At 70.4% G+C, this 16,062-nt stretch carries 17 protein-coding genes and 1 tRNA gene; 11 read left to right on the top strand and 7 right to left on the bottom strand.

Going from position 1 to position 16,062, the window contains the following annotated elements; genetic code table 11:
• Window positions 1-27: 27 nt before the first annotated feature.
• From P5G46_RS05605 to nusG, 4 genes are all read left to right on the top strand, one after another.
• Window positions 28-1,389, top strand: coding sequence for an NAD-dependent succinate-semialdehyde dehydrogenase (locus P5G46_RS05605; protein WP_408905157.1), 1,362 nt, complete (start codon window positions 28-30; stop codon window positions 1,387-1,389).
• Between the two features lie 172 nt (window positions 1,390-1,561).
• Window positions 1,562-1,634: transfer RNA gene (locus P5G46_RS05600), tRNA-Trp, on the top strand.
• A gap of 43 nt (window positions 1,635-1,677) precedes the next feature.
• A complete protein-coding gene (gene secE / locus P5G46_RS05595; protein ID WP_239276308.1) occupies window positions 1,678-1,953 on the top strand; it encodes a preprotein translocase subunit SecE in 276 nt (91 codons plus the stop codon).
• A 61-nt stretch (window positions 1,954-2,014) separates the two neighbouring features.
• The gene (gene nusG, locus P5G46_RS05590; protein WP_408905156.1) at window positions 2,015-3,145 is read left to right on the top strand and encodes a transcription termination/antitermination protein NusG; all 1,131 of its coding nucleotides are present in this window, start codon (window positions 2,015-2,017) and stop codon (window positions 3,143-3,145) included.
• Window positions 3,146-3,736: 591 nt separating this feature from the next.
• Here the strand turns inward: nusG and P5G46_RS05585 are convergent.
• The gene (locus P5G46_RS05585) at window positions 3,737-4,696 is read right to left on the bottom strand and encodes a type IV toxin-antitoxin system AbiEi family antitoxin domain-containing protein (RefSeq protein ID WP_239276310.1); all 960 of its coding nucleotides are present in this window, start codon (window positions 4,694-4,696) and stop codon (window positions 3,737-3,739) included.
• Window positions 4,697-5,060: 364 nt separating this feature from the next.
• Between P5G46_RS05585 and rplK the strand changes: the two genes are divergently transcribed.
• The 6 genes from rplK to P5G46_RS05555 all read left to right on the top strand — a co-directional run bounded on the left by rplK (window position 5,061) and on the right by P5G46_RS05555 (window position 9,878).
• A complete protein-coding gene (gene rplK / locus P5G46_RS05580; protein ID WP_228163954.1) occupies window positions 5,061-5,492 on the top strand; it encodes a 50S ribosomal protein L11 in 432 nt (143 codons plus the stop codon).
• Window positions 5,493-5,503: 11 nt separating this feature from the next.
• Complete coding sequence (gene rplA / locus P5G46_RS05575) at window positions 5,504-6,196, top strand: 50S ribosomal protein L1 (RefSeq protein WP_239279199.1); 693 nt, start codon at window positions 5,504-5,506, stop codon at window positions 6,194-6,196.
• A 292-nt stretch (window positions 6,197-6,488) separates the two neighbouring features.
• Complete coding sequence (locus P5G46_RS05570; RefSeq protein ID WP_408905155.1) at window positions 6,489-7,289, top strand: amino acid ABC transporter substrate-binding protein; 801 nt, start codon at window positions 6,489-6,491, stop codon at window positions 7,287-7,289.
• Window positions 7,290-7,409: 120 nt separating this feature from the next.
• The gene (locus P5G46_RS05565) at window positions 7,410-8,033 is read left to right on the top strand and encodes an amino acid ABC transporter permease (protein ID WP_239278669.1); all 624 of its coding nucleotides are present in this window, start codon (window positions 7,410-7,412) and stop codon (window positions 8,031-8,033) included.
• Window positions 8,020-8,823, top strand: coding sequence for an amino acid ABC transporter ATP-binding protein (locus P5G46_RS05560; protein ID WP_408905154.1), 804 nt, complete (start codon window positions 8,020-8,022; stop codon window positions 8,821-8,823). The genes P5G46_RS05565 and P5G46_RS05560 overlap by 14 nt, the downstream gene beginning before the upstream one ends.
• Window positions 8,824-8,825: 2 nt before the next feature.
• Window positions 8,826-9,878: an NAD(P)H-dependent flavin oxidoreductase gene (locus P5G46_RS05555; protein WP_408905153.1), complete on the top strand. Its 1,053-nt coding sequence runs from the start codon at window positions 8,826-8,828 to the stop codon at window positions 9,876-9,878.
• On the opposite strand, the gene P5G46_RS05550 is transcribed toward P5G46_RS05555, so the two are convergent.
• Together P5G46_RS05550 and P5G46_RS05545 are read right to left on the bottom strand one after the other, a co-directional pair.
• Window positions 9,875-10,156: an acylphosphatase gene (locus tag P5G46_RS05550; RefSeq protein WP_408905152.1), complete on the bottom strand. Its 282-nt coding sequence runs from the start codon at window positions 10,154-10,156 to the stop codon at window positions 9,875-9,877. The two genes, P5G46_RS05555 and P5G46_RS05550, sit on opposite strands and share 4 nt — an antisense overlap.
• Window positions 10,157-10,171: 15 nt before the next feature.
• Window positions 10,172-10,825, bottom strand: a complete 654-nt coding sequence (locus tag P5G46_RS05545) for a LysE/ArgO family amino acid transporter (protein WP_375095951.1) — start codon at window positions 10,823-10,825, stop codon at window positions 10,172-10,174.
• Between the two features lie 70 nt (window positions 10,826-10,895).
• Between P5G46_RS05545 and P5G46_RS05540 the strand changes: the two genes are divergently transcribed.
• Window positions 10,896-11,798, top strand: a complete 903-nt coding sequence (locus P5G46_RS05540) for a LysR family transcriptional regulator ArgP (RefSeq protein ID WP_408905151.1) — start codon at window positions 10,896-10,898, stop codon at window positions 11,796-11,798.
• On the opposite strand, the gene P5G46_RS05535 is transcribed toward P5G46_RS05540, so the two are convergent.
• The 4 genes from P5G46_RS05535 to P5G46_RS05520 all read right to left on the bottom strand — a co-directional run bounded on the left by P5G46_RS05535 (window position 11,785) and on the right by P5G46_RS05520 (window position 15,864).
• A complete protein-coding gene (locus P5G46_RS05535) occupies window positions 11,785-12,807 on the bottom strand; it encodes an NADP-dependent oxidoreductase (protein WP_239278619.1) in 1,023 nt (340 codons plus the stop codon). The genes P5G46_RS05540 and P5G46_RS05535 overlap by 14 nt on opposite strands.
• A gap of 125 nt (window positions 12,808-12,932) precedes the next feature.
• Window positions 12,933-13,397 carry a MarR family winged helix-turn-helix transcriptional regulator gene (locus P5G46_RS05530; protein WP_375095950.1) on the bottom strand — a complete coding sequence of 155 codons (465 nt, stop codon included), beginning with the start codon at window positions 13,395-13,397 and terminating at the stop codon, window positions 12,933-12,935.
• 1 nt (window position 13,398) lies between these two features.
• Window positions 13,399-15,093 carry an MDR family MFS transporter gene (locus P5G46_RS05525; protein WP_408905150.1) on the bottom strand — a complete coding sequence of 565 codons (1,695 nt, stop codon included), beginning with the start codon at window positions 15,091-15,093 and terminating at the stop codon, window positions 13,399-13,401.
• 96 nt (window positions 15,094-15,189) lie between these two features.
• Window positions 15,190-15,864 (bottom strand): YqaJ viral recombinase family protein, encoded by a 675-nt coding sequence (locus tag P5G46_RS05520; RefSeq protein WP_239278641.1) that lies wholly within the window; start codon window positions 15,862-15,864, stop codon window positions 15,190-15,192.
• Window positions 15,865-16,062: the final 198 nt, after the last annotated feature.

Here is a 16,062-nt window from a genome sequence, read left to right as displayed (position 1 = left end):
CGACCACGACACCACACGGGAGCACACATGAGTGACTACGCCGTCATCAACCCCGCCACCGGGGAGACCCTCGCCGAGTACGACACCCTGTCCGACGCCGGGGTCGAGGCGGCGCTCGCCGCCGCCCACGACGGGTACCGCGTGTGGTCGCGGACCGCTCCGGCCCAGCGCGCCGAGGCTCTGCGCCGCGTGGCGCAGCTGCACCGCGACCGTCGCGACGACCTCGCCGCGATCATCGTGCGCGAGATGGGCAAGCCCCTCGAGGCCGCGCTCGGCGAGGTCGACTTCGCCGCCGACATCACCGAGTACTACGCCGACAACATCGACAGGATCACCGGCGACACGCCGATCGACATCCAGGGGGAGGGCACTGCCGTCATCCGTCGCTCGGCGCTCGGGCCGCTGCTGGGGATCATGCCCTGGAACTTCCCCTACTACCAGGTCGCCCGCTTCGCCGCGCCGAACCTCGCGGTCGGGAACACGATCCTGCTGAAGCACGCGCCGCAGTGCCCCGAGTCCGCCGAGGCGCTGCAGCTGATCTACCGCGACGCCGGCCTCCCCGAGGGCGCCTACGTCAACATCCGCGTCACCAACGACCAGGCGGCCACCATCATCGCCGACCCCCGTGTGCAGGGCGTCTCGGTGACCGGCTCCGAGCGGGCCGGTGCCGCTGTCGCCGAGGTCGCCGGCCGCAACCTCAAGAAGGTCGCCCTCGAACTCGGTGGTTCCGACCCGTTCATCCTGCTCTCGACCGACGACCTCGACGCGGCGGTGCAGGCGGCCGTCGACGCGCGCCTGGACAACAACGGCCAGTCCTGCAACGGGGCCAAGCGATTCCTCGTCGTCGACGACCTGTACGACGCCTTCCTGGCGAAGTTCAGCGCGGCCCTGGGCGAAGCGAAGGTGGGCGATCCGTTCGCCGAAGACACCGTGCTCGGGCCGCTCTCCTCGCTCGCGGCCGCGGAACGCCTGGACGAGCAGGTGCAGCGCGCCGTCGAGCAGGGCGCCGTGCTCGAAGTCGGTGGCACACGCGACGGTGCGTTCTACCCGGGCACCGTGCTGACCGGAGTGACGAGCGACATGGACGCGTACCGCGAGGAGTTCTTCGGCCCCGTCGCCGCGGTCTACCGCGTCTCCGGTGAGGACGAGGCCGTGGCGATCGCCAACGACACCGGCTTCGGTCTGGGATCGTACGTGTTCACGACGGATGCCGCGCAAGCCGAGCGGATCGCCGAGCGTCTCGAGGCCGGCATGGTCTACGTCAACCTCGTCCTCGCCGACTCGCCCGAGCTGCCCTTCGGCGGCGTCAAGCGCAGCGGCACCTCCCGTGAGCTGGGGCTGCTCGCCGCGGACGAGTTCGTGAACAAGAAGCTCATCCGCACGGCCTGAGTCGTGCTCGTCCCCCGGCGCGGTTCGCCACGCCGGGGGACATGGCATAGACTGGGACGTGCAGTCGAAATCTGCATTCTTTCGCCGTGCCCCGCGCACAGGCGGCATCCCTCCCCGAGAGATTCCTGGCGAAGACGTGTCGGTTTCGCATCCCGGACCCCCCGCGGGTCTTAGGGCGGTAGCTCAATTGGCAGAGCAGCGGTCTCCAAAACCGCAGGTTGCAGGTTCGATTCCTGTCCGCCCTGCGCACAGCGCACGCTGGCAACGAGAAGCGACCTAGGTGGTTCGATGACGCAGGACGAGACGAAGGGCGAGATCGTCGCAGACCGCGGCGCGCCCCGTGAGAAGAAGCTCAACTTCTTCGCGCGGATCGCTCTTTTCATCCGTCAGGTCTTCGCGGAACTGCGCAAGGTCGTTACGCCCACCCGGCAAGAGCTGGTCAAGTTCACCGCCGTCGTCCTCGGGTTCGTCGTCGTCATGATGGCGATCGTCTACGGCCTCGACGTGCTGTTCGTGTGGCTGACCAGCGCCGTGTTCGGTATCCCGGGCGCCGCGGGCGCCTGACCGGCGCTTCGGCGGACGCGCGGCCCCACGAGCGGCCGCTCCAGAACGGAAGAGATCATCAGTGTCTGAAAGATATGTCGACGACGCCGATTGGGCGCCCACGGCCGAGCAGTCCAGCGAGGACGACGAGGCCCAGGAGGGCAACATCCTCGCCTCGCAGGAGCACGCCTCCGACGCGGCCGAGCACAGTGCCATCCACATCGTCGACGACGAGAACGACGACGTCGCCGATGACCTCGGCGACATCGACATCACCGACCCGGAGGCGGACGCCATCGTGAACGACGCGCTCGAGATCGACGAGGCCGGCGAGGCCGAGGCCGCCGCCGAGGTGCTCAACGACTCCCTCGCCGAGGAAGCCGCGGAAGAGGCGGCCGAAGCAGCCGATGAGGTCACCCCCTACGACGGCCCCGACATCAACGGCGAGCCCGACGCGCCCGTGCTGGACGAGGACTTCGTCGACGAGGTCGCGGGCGCCGCGAGCGTCGTCGACGAGGTCGAGGCATCCGTCTCTCCGGCCGACGCCGCCGATGCTCCGGTCGACGAGGACGCCGCCGACGCCGAGGACCTCGACCCGTACGAGGCGTTCCGTGCCGAGCTGCGGTCGCTGCCGGGCAAGTGGTACGTCATCCACTCGTACGCCGGTTTCGAGCGCAAGGTGAAGGCCAACATCGAGCAGCGCAAGTCGACGCTCGAGGTCGAGGACGACATCTACCAGGTCGAAGTCCCGATGGAGGACGTCGTCGAGATCAAGAACGGCCAGCGCAAGATGGTCACGCGCGTGCGCATCCCGGGCTACGTGCTCGTGCGCATGGACCTCAACGAAGACACCTGGTCGGTCGTCCGTCACACCCCCGGTGTGACCGGCTTCGTGGGCAACGCCCACAACCCCACGCCGCTGCGCTTCGATGAGGCGTTCAACATGCTCAAGAGCCTCGTCGAGGTGAAGGAGTCGGCTCCCGCCAAGTCCGGTGCCGCCAAGGGCGCTCCGGTTGCTCAGCGTGTTATCCCCGCCGAGGTCGACTTCGAAGCCGGCGAGACCATCACGATCAAGGAGGGCTCGTTCGCGGGCCTGCCCGGCACGATCAGCGAGATCAAGCCCGAGAGCGGCAAGCTCACGGTGCTCGTGTCGCTCTTCGAGCGTGAGACCCCGGTCGAGCTGTCGTTCGACCAGGTCACCAAGATGATCTGACGCCCCGCGTCTTCGCGAACGCCCCGCCCGGCTCCGGCCGCGCGGGGCGTTCGCCGTTCCCCCCGCGCTGCCGCGGTTTGCGGCGCGGGTCGGGCGGGCATTCGCGCATAAACGCTCCGAGCGTGCATAAACACGCTGCCCCCGTGTTTATGCGCGACGATCGCGTTTATGAGCGCCCCGCCGCGCCCCGCCGTGCCGTGCCGGTGCCGTGCCGCGCGCCCCGTCGCGCGCCGGGCGCGGGGCTGTCCGGTGGAATCGGCGGGCATCCGGGCATAAACGCTCCGGGCGCGCATAAACACGCTGCCCCCGCGTTTATGCGCGCCGATCGCGTTTATGCGCGCCTCGTCCGCGCCCCGTCGTGCCGTGCCGGTGCCGTGCCGCGCGCCCCGCCGCGCCGCGCCCCGCCGGGCCGTGCCGTGCCGGGCCGTGCCGTGCCGGGCCGCGCGCCGGGCGCGGGGCTGTCCGGTGGATTCGGCGGGCATCCGGGCATAAACGCTCCGAGCGCGCATAAACACGCTGCCACCGCGTTTATGCGCGCCGATCGCGTTTATGCGCCGCAGCGTGTGCCCGCGTCGATCGCGTTGATGCGTGTCAGGTTGAGCGGGCGTTCCTCCCCACGGAGGCCAGGGCGGCGACCTCGGGGCGCCGCACCGGCCGCAGCCCCACGGCCATGAGCGCACGGCGCAGCGCGTCCACCCCGAGTGCCCCGGCGTAGTCCCACCGAGCGATGCGCCACCCTTGCCGCCGAAGCGCGTCCTCGCGTCGTTTCTCAGCCCGGACTGAGAAAGCGGCCGCGGCGGCGTCATCGGCGCTGTACTTGAGCCAGCCGTCGGACTCCCCGAGGATCTTCTCGTCCGGCCAGCAGAAGTCCGATCGGAAGATGCGCCCATCGACACGGTGTTCCACCTGCAGGGCCGGGTCAGGGAAACCGCACCACTCGATGACGGCGCGGCTGATCGACTCTCCCGGTGACTCGGCGAGCGGCGTTGCGTGTGCCAGCGTCCACTGCAGACGTCGCAGACCGAAGCTGTTCCGCTGCGCCGCAGCCCGATCGAGCAGTCGCTCGCGGTCGAGGTCGAAACTGCGCAACGCGGCATCCGCCACCGCCAGACCCAGCGCGGGCGGTAACGCGCGGGCGAGGTCGACGACCACGTCTTCGACGGCGGTGATCCGGATGCCGGCGACCTCGCATGCCGATCGCGCGTCGGCGCTCGTGTGCACGGTGACGTCGCCGTATCGGACCGAGCGCGAGCGGCGCGCGTCGAAGATGTGGATCATGCGGGGGTGCCCGAACGTGGGCAGCCCGAGGAGGGATGCGGCGGACTCGTGGGAGAACACGGCATCCGGTCGCGCCAGAGCGAACGCGTGGACGCGGACGAGGTAGCGGTCCCAGGGAGTCAGTCCTTCCCACGCGGAGCGCATCGTGTAGATGCCGGCGCGAACTCGCAACAGCGAGTCGTCACGCCACGGTGGGGGCCCCGACCGGGGAGCATCCGAGGTGAGAAGCAGGGGAGTCGGTGACGCGCGCAGCGAGCGGGGAACGGCATCCATCCGGCGAGACTGCCAGGTTGGCCGACGGCGGATGCCGGGGCTGTGGAGAACCATCGTCCGCCCGCACGCATAAACGCGATTCACGCGCAGAAACACGTGGCCAGCGCGTTTCCGCGCGCCGATCGCGTTTATGCGTGGCGGCGGCGCGGGGCGGCGGCGGCGTGGCGGCGGGGAAGGGCAGGCGGCGGCCGGCTGCGGCGGCGGCCGCGGGGCGCCGGTCGGGCGGGGGAGTGCGGATGCCGGGACATCGCGTATGATGGGGAGGTTGCTCGTGCGCCCGCGCGAGCGCGACCGCTGCCCGGAACCGCCGGGCGTGCGGGAGAGAGGGAGCCGTCAGGCACCCGCTCGATGAGAGGAAGAGGATATGGCACCCAAGAAGAAGGTGACCGGCCTGATCAAGCTCCAGATCAACGCCGGTGCTGCCAACCCGGCGCCGCCGATCGGCCCCGCGCTCGGTCAGCACGGCGTCAACATCATGGAGTTCTGCAAGGCCTACAACGCCGCGACCGAGTCGCAGCGCGGCAACGTGATCCCCGTCGAGATCACGGTGTACGAGGACCGCAGCTTCACGTTTATCCTGAAGACGCCCCCGGCCGCCGAGCTCATCAAGAAGGCCGCCGGCCTGCAGAAGGGCTCCGCGACGCCGCACACCACCAAGGTGGGCAAGCTCACCAAGGAGCAGGTGCGTCAGATCGCCGAGACCAAGCAGCCCGACCTGAACGCGAACGACATCGAGGCCGCGGCCAAGATCATCGCCGGCACCGCCCGTTCCATGGGCATCACGGTCGAGGACTGAGGGAGATAATCATGGCTACCAAGTCCAAGGCATACCGGGCCGCCGCCGAGAAGGTCGCGCCCGACACGTTCTACACCCCCGCCGAGGCCGTCGCCCTGGCGAAGGAGACCGGTTCGAAGAAGTTCGACTCGACCGTCGAGGTCGCGCTGAAGCTCTCCGTCGACCCCCGCAAGGCCGACCAGATGGTCCGCGGCACGGTCATCCTGCCCCACGGCACGGGTAAGACCGCCCGCGTCATCGTGTTCGCGAACGGCCCCGCGGCCGAGGCGGCCCTCGCCGCCGGTGCCGACGAGGTCGGCGGCGCCGAGCTCATCGAGAAGGTCGCCGGCGGATACACGTCGTTCGACGCGGCCGTCGCCACGCCCGAGCTCATGGGCCAGGTCGGTCGTCTGGGTAAGGTCCTGGGTCCCCGTGGCCTGATGCCGAACCCCAAGACCGGCACCGTGACCCCCAACCCGGCCAAGGCCGTCGAGGAGATCAAGGGCGGAAAGATCGAGTTCCGCGTCGACAAGCACGCCAACGTGCACTTCGTCGTCGGCAAGGCCTCGTTCTCGGCCGAGCAGCTCGACGAGAACCTGAAGGCCGCGCTCGAGGAGATCGTCCGCCTCAAGCCGTCCAGCTCGAAGGGCCGCTACATCCAGAAGGGCGCCGTTTCGACCACTTTCGGTCCCGGCATCCCGCTGGACGTCAACGCCATCGTCTGACGCATCTCGCCGAAAGCCCCGTCGCGCCCCGTGCCGGCGGGGCTTTCGCGTGCCGACGCCGCCCCGCCCGCGCTGCCCCGCCCGCCCCGCGCCCGCGCCGCCCCGCGCCCCCGCCCCGCGCCCGACGCCGCCCCGCGCCCCGCCCGCGCCCCCGACCCGCGTCCCGTGCGCTGCACGAACGTGCAACACAACGTCATCCGGGAAGGATGCCGCGCGGATCCGTGTTGGGGTGGAAGGTGCGCGCCGCGCCCCGCCCCCGGAACCCCACCCGCATCACTTGCAAGGAACACCTATGCCCCGTCGCCTCCCCTTCCTCGCCGCCGCTCTCGGCACGCTCGCTCTCGCGCTCACCGCGTGCAGCGGCGGATCCACATCCGGCTCGGCCGAGCAGGGCGACGACCTCGGTCTGGTCTCCGCGGGCACCCTGACCGTCGCCACAGAGGGCACGTACCGTCCGTTCTCGTTCCACGACGAGTCGGGAGACCTCACCGGTTTCGACGTCGAGATCGCCGAGGCCGTCGCCGAGAAGCTCGGGCTGGAGGTCCGCTTCCAGGAGACCCAGTGGGATGCCATCTTCGCCGGCCTCGACGCGGGTCGCTTCGACGTCATCGCCAACCAGGTGTCGATCAACCCCGAGCGCGAGGAGAAGTACCTCTTCAGCACGCCGTACACCGTCTCGCGCGGCGTCGTGGTGACCACGGAGGACGACTCCTCGATCTCCAGCTTCGCCGACCTCTCGGGCAAGACCACCGCCCAGTCGCTCACGAGCAACTGGTACGAGCTGGCCACCGAGAGCGGCGCCCAGGTCGAGGCCGTCGAGGGCTGGGCGCAGGCCGTCGCCCTGCTGCAGCAGGGCCGCGTCGACGCCACCGTGAACGACCAGCTGACCTACCTCGACTACGAGAAGACCAACAGCCCGACAGGTCTGAAGATCGCCGCCGAGACCGAGGACACCTCGGAGAGCGCGTTCGCGACGACCAAGGACAAGCAGGCTCTCGCGGATGCCATCGACGGAGCGCTCGAGGAGCTCGAGGCCGACGGCACCCTCGCCGAGATCAGCCAGAAGTACTTCGGCGCCGACGTCACGAAGTAAACCCCCGGCGCACGCCCGCGACTCCCGCCTAGCGTGGGGGGCGCGGGCGTGCCGCGTTCGCGACAGGAAGGAGGGCGCGTGAACGACATCTGGACGCTGTTGCTCGATTCGTTCTGGCCCATGGTGCTGGCCGGGCTGCGGGGGACCATCCCGCTGTCGCTGGCGTCGTTCGCGATCGGGCTGGTGATCGCCCTCGGCATGGCTCTGCTGCGTCTCTCGCGCAACGTCGTGCTGCGCGGCGTCGCGCGGTTCTACATCTCGGTCATCCGGGGGACGCCGCTGCTGGTGCAGCTCTTCGTCATCTTCTACGGTCTGCCCGCGGTCGGGGTCGTCATCGACCCGTTCCCGGCGGCCGTGATCGCGTTCTCGCTCAACGTCGGCGGGTACGCCGCCGAGGTCATCCGCGCCGCGATCCTCTCCGTGCCCCGCGGGCAGTGGGAGGCGGCGCACGTCGTGGGTCTTTCACCGCGCAAGACCTTGACGCGGATCATCCTGCCGCAGGCGGCGCGCGTCTCCGTGCCGCCGCTGTCGAACACGTTCATCTCGCTCGTGAAGGACAGCTCGCTGGCATCCCTGATTTTGGTGTCGGAGCTGTTCCGCCAGGCGCAGAACATCGCCGCGTTCTCGTACGAGTTCATGGCGATCTACCTCGAAGCGGCCCTGATCTACTGGCTGTTCTGCCTCGTGCTCTCGGCGGGGCAGGGCGTTCTCGAGAGGAGGCTGGATCGCCATGTCGCACGCTGACGATGCCGTGACCCCGCCGGCGGGCCCGACGGGCGCGCCGCTGCTGCGGGTGCAGGGCCTGCAGAAGAGCTTCGGCGCGAACCGCGTGCTCGATGGCGTGGACCTCGAGGTCCGGCGCGGCGAGGTGCTCGTGCTGATCGGTCCCTCGGGGTCGGGCAAGACCACGGTGCTGAGGTGTCTGAACGGTCTCGAGACCGCCGACGCCGGCCGCATCGGGTACGACGGCGGGCCCTCGATCGACCTCGCCGGCCGCGTGTCCAAGGCGGATCGAGCCGCGATGCGGGACCGATCGGCGATGGTGTTCCAGCACCACAACCTCTTCCCGCATCTCACCGTGCTGCAGAACGTCATCGAGGGACCCGTGCAGGCGCACGGCGTTTCCCGAGCCGACGCCACCGCGCGCGCGGAGGCGCTCCTGGAACGCGTCGGTCTCGCCGAGAAGCGCGACGCGTATCCCTTCGAGCTGTCGGGCGGCCAGCAGCAGCGCGTGGGCATCGTCCGCGCGCTGGCTCTGCGCCCTGACCTCCTCCTCTTCGACGAGCCCACCAGCGCGCTCGATCCCGAGCTCGTGGGCGAAGTCCTCAAGGTGCTGCGCGGGCTCGCCGATGAGGGATGGACGATGATCATCGTCACTCACGAGCTCGCCTTCGCTCGCGAAGTCGCCGACGAGGTCCTGTTCTTCGACGAGGGCGTGATCGTGGAGCGCGGCGCACCCGCGACGCTCTTCACCCGCCCCGAGAAGGAACGCACGCGCCGGTTCCTCGATCGCATTCTGCGTCCGTTGGACTGACCATGTCGCGGGTGTGCGAGCTCTTCGGCATCGATGTTCCGATCGTCCTCGGACCGTTCGGCGGCCTGTCTTCGGTGGAGCTCACGGCGGCGGTCAGCGCCGGCGGCGGTCTCGGCTCGTTCGGCCTCTACGGCTATGCGCCGGACCGCATCGTCGAGACCGTGCGCATGCTGAGGAGCTCCACCGACCGGCCGGTCGCGGTGAACCTGTGGTGGTCGCGGGGCGACGAGGTCACCCCCGCGGACGTCGATCTCTCCTCCACCCGGGATGCCATGGCCGGGCTGTTCGCGGCCGCGGGCGTCGCGGTGCCCGACGTGCCGGAGGTGTTCTTGCCCGATCTCGCGGATCAGCTCGACGCCGTCTTCGCCGCAGTGCCCGACGTCCTGAGCCTTGTCTACGGCGTACCGGATGCCCAGACCGTCGCGCGCGCTCGAGAGCGCGGCATCCGCGTGATCGGCACGGCCACGTCGGTCGCTGAGGCCGTCGCTCTCGAGACAGCCGGCGTCGACGCGGTGGCGGCGACGGGGATGGAGGCCGCGGGGCATCGCGTGTCGTTCCTCCGCGACCCGGCGTCGTCGCTCGTGGGAACGTTCGCTCTCATCCCGCAGGTGGTCGATGCGGTCTCGGTGCCGGTGATCGCGGCCGGCGGCATCGCGGATCGTCGGGGTGTCGCCGCCGCGTTCGCGCTCGGAGCGGAGGGGGTGCAGGTCGGCACGGCGTTCTTGCGCACGCGACAGTCCGGCGCGACGGCCGCGCACCGTGAGGCGATCGCTGCGGCCGGCGACACCGACACCGTGCTCACGCGGGCGATGAGTGGACGGTGGGCGCGCGGCATCCCGAACCGCGCGGTCCGCGAGATCGAAGCGGCCCAGGCGATCGCGCCCTTTCCCGCGCAGAACTGGCTCACCGGCGTGTTCCGCGCGGCGGCCGCCGCGGCAGGGGAGGGCGAGCTGCTGTCGTTGTGGGCGGGGCAGGCGGCGGGACTCACCCGGTTCGACGAGGCCGCCGACGTGCTCGTCGAACTGCGCGCGGGGCTCCCCGGCGGCCGGGACTAGGCGGACGCGCGGATCTCGAACGCGGTGTCGTTCGTGGCATCCGTGTCGGTCTCCCGCTCCTCGACGCGCTCGACTCGGGCCAGCGGGGGCCCCTGGCTCGCCCAGGACACGATCGCGTCGACCGCGTCCGTGGTGCCGGTGACGCGGGCCTCCACGGTGCCGTCACGCCGGTTCCGCACCCAGCCGGTGACACCGAGGCGTTCGGCTTCGGCGCGCATCGCCCAGCGGAAGCCGACGCCCTGCACGTGTCCGCGGATGCTCAATTCGACGCTGCGCATCTGTTCATTGTGACCTCACCCGGTGAACACGGGGAGGACGAGAGAGAACGCCAGCCCCCACATGACGAGCGCGATGACCCCGTCGAGGACGCGCCAGGCCCCGGGGGAGTCGAGCCATCGCCCGAGGAAGCGTGCGCCGTAGCCGAGGGCGGCGAACCACACCAGGCTGGCCGCGGCCGCGCCGACGCCGAACACTCCGCGTTCCGCCCCGTGCGTCGCGGCGACGGAGCCGAGCAGGAAGACGGTGTCGAGATAGACGTGGGGATTGAGCCAGGTGAGCGCGAGGCACGTCAGGACCGCTGCCGTGCGGGTAGTCGTCGCCACCATCGTCCGCCCGCCGCGTTCTGCGGGCGGGGCCTCCGTCTCGACGTGCAACGCGGCCCCCGTCGGACGCAGGGCTCGGCGGGCGGCGAGCATCCCATAACCCACGAGGAAGGCGGCCCCGGCCCATCTCACGACGTCGAGAAGCCACGGCACCGCGGTGACGACGGCGCCGATTCCCGAGACGCCGAGCGCGATGAGCACGGCGTCGGACACGGCGCACACGGCGACGACGGACAGGACGTGCTCGCGACGCACGCCCTGCCGCAGCACGAAGAGGTTCTGAGCGCCGATGGCGACGATGAGCGAGAGGCCGAGCCCGAAACCGGCAGCGAGGGAGGAGAGCACGGTGTCGAGGGTAGGCGGGCGTCGTCCTTCAGTACATTTCAGGATTCTGCAGCACCATTAGCATCGCTTCATGACGATTCCGTTTGAGCTCGCCCGCACCCTGGCGACCGTCATCGACGAAGGAACGCTGGATGCCGCTGCCCGGCGGCTGCACATCACGTCGTCCGCCGTCAGCCAACGAGTGCGCGCTCTCGAGGATCAGCTCGGCCGTGTCGTCCTCGTCCGGTCGAAACCGGTGCGGGCGACACCCGCGGGAGACGCGGTGGTGCGTCTGGCCCGCCAGCTGGCCCTGCTCGAGCACGACGCGCTGGCAGCGATCGGTGCGGAGAGCGGAGCCGTGGCATCCGTGCCCCTCGCCGTGAACGCCGACTCCCTCGCGACGTGGTTCCTCGCCCCGCTGGCCCGTGTCGCCGAGCGGAGGGCGGTGGTGTTCGACCTGCATCGCGACGATCAGGACTTCACCGCCGGACTGTTGGAGACCGGTGTCGTGATGGCGGCGGTCACCTCCCGGGAGACCCCCGTGGCCGGATGCCGCGTGCGGAGCCTCGGGGTGCTGCGCTACGAAGCGGTGGCTTCCGCCGGGTTTGCGGCCCGATGGTTCTCCGACGGGGTTCATGCGGGAGTGTTGACCTCGGCGCCCGTCGTCGACTTCGATCGTCGCGACGACCTGCAGACCCGGTGGCTCGCCGGGTTCGACGTGCCCGTGGGAGCTCCACCGCGGCACCGCGTCCCGGCTTCCCAGGACTTCGCGACGGCGGTGGCGCTGGGGCTCGGATGGGGGCTGCTGCCCGAGTTCCAGTCCGCGGAGGGACTCGCCTCCGGTGCGCTCGTCCGGCTCGGTGGCCCACCGGTGGACGTTCCTCTCTTCTGGCAGCAATGGAACCTCACCTCGCCGCTGCTGGACGAGGTGGCCGACGAGGTCGTGGGCGAGGGGCGCCGCGTGCTGTCGCCGCGGCCGGTCAATCGTCGCTGACGCGCAGGACGATCTTCCCGCGCGTGTGCGCCTTCTCCAGCTCGCGGTGCGCCGCTGCCGCCTGTTCCAGATCGAACACGCGGTCCACGAACACGCGCACCGCCCCGGAATCGAGCAGGCGCGCGATGGTGGCGAGCGCGCCGCCGTCGGGGACGACCTTGTAGCCGGTCGAACGGATGCCGCGCGCCGCCGCCGCGTCGCGGAAGCCCGGCCAGGCGCCGGTGGGAACCTCGATCAACAGGCCCCCCGGCCGCACGACCTCGAGGGAACGGGTCCCGGTGTCGTCGGCGACGTTGCCGATGAGGTCGACCACGACATCCACGTCGGCGACGACGTCCTCGAACCTCGCCGTCGTGTGGTCGACGACCTCGGCGGCGCCGAGCTCCCGGAGCCAGTCGAGATTGCGCGAGGACCCCGTCGCGATGACGTGCGCGCCGAAGTACGCGGCGAACTGCACCGCGAAGTGGCCCACCCCGCCGCTGCCGGCGTGAATCAGGATGCGCTGACCGGCGTGCGCGAGCGCCGTCTCGACCACGACGCCCCACGCGGTGAGGGCGGCCAGGGGCACACCGGCCGCCTCGACGTGCGACAGCGACGCGGGCTTGCGCGCGAGAGAGAGGGACGGGACCACCGTGTACTCGGCGTAGGTTCCCGGCGTCCGCGGGGTCGGCGTCATCCCGAACACCTCGGTCCCGGGCGGGAACGGGTGAGATTCGTAGGGAGCGGCGACCACGACGCCGCTGAAGTCGTACCCCAGCGTGGCCGGCCACCCGGTGATGGCACCGGCCGCACCCCGGCCCGCGCGTGTCTTGGCGTCGATCGGGTTGATCCCCGCCGCGACCACGCGGACGAGCACCTCACTGAGGATGGGGTCGGGTGTCGAGACGGATGCCACGCGCAGGGCGTCGGCGTCGCCCGGGGCGTCGAACACCACGGCGCGCATGGTCTCGGGGATGACGACCCCCGGCGAGTCGGCTGTGGCTTCGGGACGCGTCGATCGGAATCTCATCGGGCGTTCCTCCTCGGGGGTCACATCGACGGCGACTCCGCCGCGACCCCTTCAGTCAAGCGCGCGATTGTCTCGACGGTGTTACACCTCGGTCACCGTGTCGCGTCGCCCGGAGTGCAGGAGCCTCAGCGGCGTCCGGGGACCTCGCCGACGGCCAGGGCGTGCAGCATCGTCGAAAGGTGCTCGATCTCGTCCACGGACCAGTCCGCGAGAGCCTCGTGGAGTCGGCTCTCGTGCGGAGCGCGCGCCTCGCTCAGACGATCACGGCCGAGATCGGTCACAGCGATCAGCCGGGAGCGGCGATCGTTCGGGTCGGGCGTCCGGGTGACCAGTCCCATGCCCTCGAGGTCGCTGATGGCACGGCTGAGGAAGCCTTTATCGGCAGAGAGCCGTTCGGCGAGGGCGGACAGCGTCAGGGGGCCGAAACGGCTCACGACCGACAGGGTCTTGAACGTCGCCGGCAGCATGCCGGGGCTGACCCGTTCCGCCGCCTCTGAGACGAAGCGGCGGAACACGGTCATCAGTTCCGAGAACGACGACTCGAGCGCGTGCACGGCGGCCTGTCGCTCGGCGTCGGGTTCGGGGGTCACGTCACCCATCCTCCCCCACGGGAGCGTCGGAGCGGGGACGGCGGCGGGTCTCGGCATCCACCGTCGGAACCGTCCCCGTCGTCGACAGGGTCGCCATACCGGCGGGAACCGACACGGTGGCCAGGTCCGCCTCGCTCGCCGCGACGCGCTCGGACGTCGTCATGCGGGTGAGCGGACGGTTCGGCAGGAACACGATCGCGATGAGGCTGACGACGGCCACCGGCACCGCAATGAGGAACGCGTGCGCGATGGACTGGGCGTAGATGTCCTCGACGATGACGCGCACGACCTCGGGCAGGGTCGACACCTGGGGGATCGTGTCGGACTGCAGGGCCTCGGCAACGGGAGCGCCGGCCGCGCCGAGACCGACGATCGCGGTCTGCAGGTCGGTGGCCCGGTCGGTGAACAGGCGCGTGGCCGTGTCGGCGAGAACCGCGCCCATGACCGACACGCCGATCGTGCCGCCGAGGCTGCGGAAGAACGTCACGCCGGAGCTGGCCGCACCCATCCGGGCCGGGTCGGCGGTGTTCTGCACGATCAGCACGAGGTTCTGCATCGTCATGCCGACGCCCGCGCCGAGCAGGAACATGTACAGCGAGACCAGCGCGAAGTTCGTGTCGTAGTGGATGGTCGACAGCAGGTACGTGCCCGCGATGAGCAGCACTCCACCGGCGATGAGGAACGGCTTCCAGTACCCGAAGCGCGTGATGAGGGCGCCGACGACGATGGATGCAAGCAGGAGCCCCGCGATCATCGGAATCGTCATGACGCCGGCCTCGGTGGGCGTGGCGCCGCGGGCCATCTGCATGTACTGGCTGAGGAACACCGACGTGCCGAACATCGCCAGGCCGGTCGCGATCGACGCGATCGTGGCGAGGGTGAAGGTGGCGTCGCGGAACAGCGTCAGCGGGACGAGCGGCTCGGACGAGCGCAGCTCGACCAGGACGAACAGGATCGCCGCGAGGACGGCGCCGCCGACCATGAGGAGCGTCTCGGTGCTGGCCCACTCGAACGTGCGCCCGGCGTTGGTGATCCAGATCAGCAGCAGCGACACGGCGGTCGAGAGCAGCACGATGCCGAGGTAGTCGATCTTGACCTTGCGCGGTGCGCGCGCGGGCAGGTGCAGCGTGCGCTGCTGGATGACGAGCGCGGCGACGGCGAAGGGCAGGGCGACGAAGAAGTTGAACCGCCAGCCGAAGGCATCCGTGATGACGCCGCCGAGCAGCGGGCCACCGACGGTGGCGACGGCCATGACGGCACCGAACAGGCCCATGTAGCGACCGCGCTCGCGCGGGCTGATGATGTCCGCCATGATCACCTGGCTGAGTGCGGCGAGACCGCCCGCGCCCAGACCCTGCACCGCGCGGAAGGCGATGAGCATGTCGGTGTTCTGCGAGAACCCGGCCGCGGCGGTGGCCAGGACGAAGATGCCGATGGCGACCTGGATCAGCACCTTGCGGTTGAACAGGTCGGCGAGCTTGCCCCAGATGGGTGTCGAGATCGCGGTGGTGAGCAGGGTCGCCGTGACCACCCAGGTGTAAGCGTTCTGGTCGCCCGAGAGGTCGTGGACGATCACCGGCAGCGACGTCGAGACGACGGTCGAGGCCAGCATCGACACGAACATGCCGAGCAGCAGCCCGATGAGGGCGGGGAGGACGCGGCGCGGTGCCGCGGTCTCGGGGACGGATGAGGTCATGCGGGACTCTCCAGGGGAGGAAGAAGGATGCCGCGACGACGACGGCGCGTTAGTTGACGAAGATCAACTATACGCCGATTGTTTGATTTCGGTCAACTATCCGTCGAGGAGCGCGAGAGCGCGGTACCTCTCCGTCGGTTCCGGGCGCCGCACCGGCACCCGGCCCGCGGTCGTCCGCCGGTAGAGCTCGTCGATGAGCGAGGTCGCCAGCCGCACGAGCGACGCGATCTCCTTCTCGTCGCGGTCCACCCACTGGCAGCGGGGCTCGTCGCCCACCGGCACGAAGCCGTCATGCTGCTCCCACGCGACCAGCGTGCGCTCGGCGCCGAGGACGTGCTGCTGCCACCACACCTGGCGCAGATACGTGCGGGGGATGGAGCGCCACGCCTTGTTCGTCGTCTTGATCTCGGCCAGGACGATGCGCCCCTCGGCATCCACCACGACACCGTCCGGGGTTGCGAGGTGACGTTTCTCGACGACCGCGTGATACAGCGCGGACGAGGGCTGGATGCCATGCGTCGCGGCGACCCATGCCGCGATCTCGGGTTCGCGCCGACGACCGTGCGCCGTGTAGGCGTTACCCGAGAAGCTCGAGCCGAGGAGCTTGGCATCCGCCGCTCGCGTGATCGCGTTGGCGCTGGTGAGAGTGGCGACGTCGGTCGCCGTGATGCCGCGCGAGCGCGCCCGGATCCACGCGACCCGGTCGCGCGAGTCCGCGACGATCCGCGACTCGAGGTCGGCGCTGCGGGAGGCGACGAGCTCGGGGGACATACGTTCGACCCTAACCCGGTCGCGCGTCTGGCGCGTTCCTGCGTGGCGGCGCGTCGCGGGCCGCGGCCGCGCCGCGCCGAGATGACCCACCGTTCGCGAAATGACCCCGGACGGCGCGGGATCGCGGGTCGTCTCGGTGAACGGGGGTGATCGCGCGAGGGGTCGGCCGGGGCAAGACGCCAGGCGCTCCTCCCCAGG

This window comes from Microbacterium mcarthurae (genome assembly GCF_046064585.1).
Taxonomy (GTDB): domain Bacteria; phylum Actinomycetota; class Actinomycetes; order Actinomycetales; family Microbacteriaceae; genus Microbacterium; species Microbacterium mcarthurae.
Note: the sequence above shows the minus strand (reverse complement) of the source record. Positions and strands in the feature narration are given on the sequence as shown.

Bases quoted from the DNA above. Each gene is read 5' to 3' on its own strand.
- secE (WP_239276308.1), top strand. From the start codon at position 1,678: ATGACGCAGGACGAGACGAAGGGCGAGATCGTCGCAGACCGCGGCGCG.
- P5G46_RS05570 (WP_408905155.1), top strand. From the start codon at position 6,489: ATGCCCCGTCGCCTCCCCTTCCTCGCCGCCGCTCTCGGCACGCTCGCT.
- P5G46_RS05605 (WP_408905157.1), top strand. From the start codon at position 28: ATGAGTGACTACGCCGTCATCAACCCCGCCACCGGGGAGACCCTCGCC.
- rplK (WP_228163954.1), top strand. From the start codon at position 5,061: ATGGCACCCAAGAAGAAGGTGACCGGCCTGATCAAGCTCCAGATCAAC.
- P5G46_RS05555 (WP_408905153.1), top strand. From the start codon at position 8,826: ATGTCGCGGGTGTGCGAGCTCTTCGGCATCGATGTTCCGATCGTCCTC.
- rplA (WP_239279199.1), top strand. From the start codon at position 5,504: ATGGCTACCAAGTCCAAGGCATACCGGGCCGCCGCCGAGAAGGTCGCG.
- P5G46_RS05535 (WP_239278619.1), bottom strand. From the start codon at position 12,807: ATGAGATTCCGATCGACGCGTCCCGAAGCCACAGCCGACTCGCCGGGG.
- P5G46_RS05550 (WP_408905152.1), bottom strand. From the start codon at position 10,156: ATGCGCAGCGTCGAATTGAGCATCCGCGGACACGTGCAGGGCGTCGGC.
- P5G46_RS05585 (WP_239276310.1), bottom strand. From the start codon at position 4,696: ATGGATGCCGTTCCCCGCTCGCTGCGCGCGTCACCGACTCCCCTGCTT.
- P5G46_RS05560 (WP_408905154.1), top strand. From the start codon at position 8,020: ATGTCGCACGCTGACGATGCCGTGACCCCGCCGGCGGGCCCGACGGGC.
- P5G46_RS05540 (WP_408905151.1), top strand. From the start codon at position 10,896: ATGACGATTCCGTTTGAGCTCGCCCGCACCCTGGCGACCGTCATCGAC.
- P5G46_RS05520 (WP_239278641.1), bottom strand. From the start codon at position 15,864: ATGTCCCCCGAGCTCGTCGCCTCCCGCAGCGCCGACCTCGAGTCGCGG.
- P5G46_RS05565 (WP_239278669.1), top strand. From the start codon at position 7,410: ATGGTGCTGGCCGGGCTGCGGGGGACCATCCCGCTGTCGCTGGCGTCG.
- P5G46_RS05525 (WP_408905150.1), bottom strand. From the start codon at position 15,093: ATGACCTCATCCGTCCCCGAGACCGCGGCACCGCGCCGCGTCCTCCCC.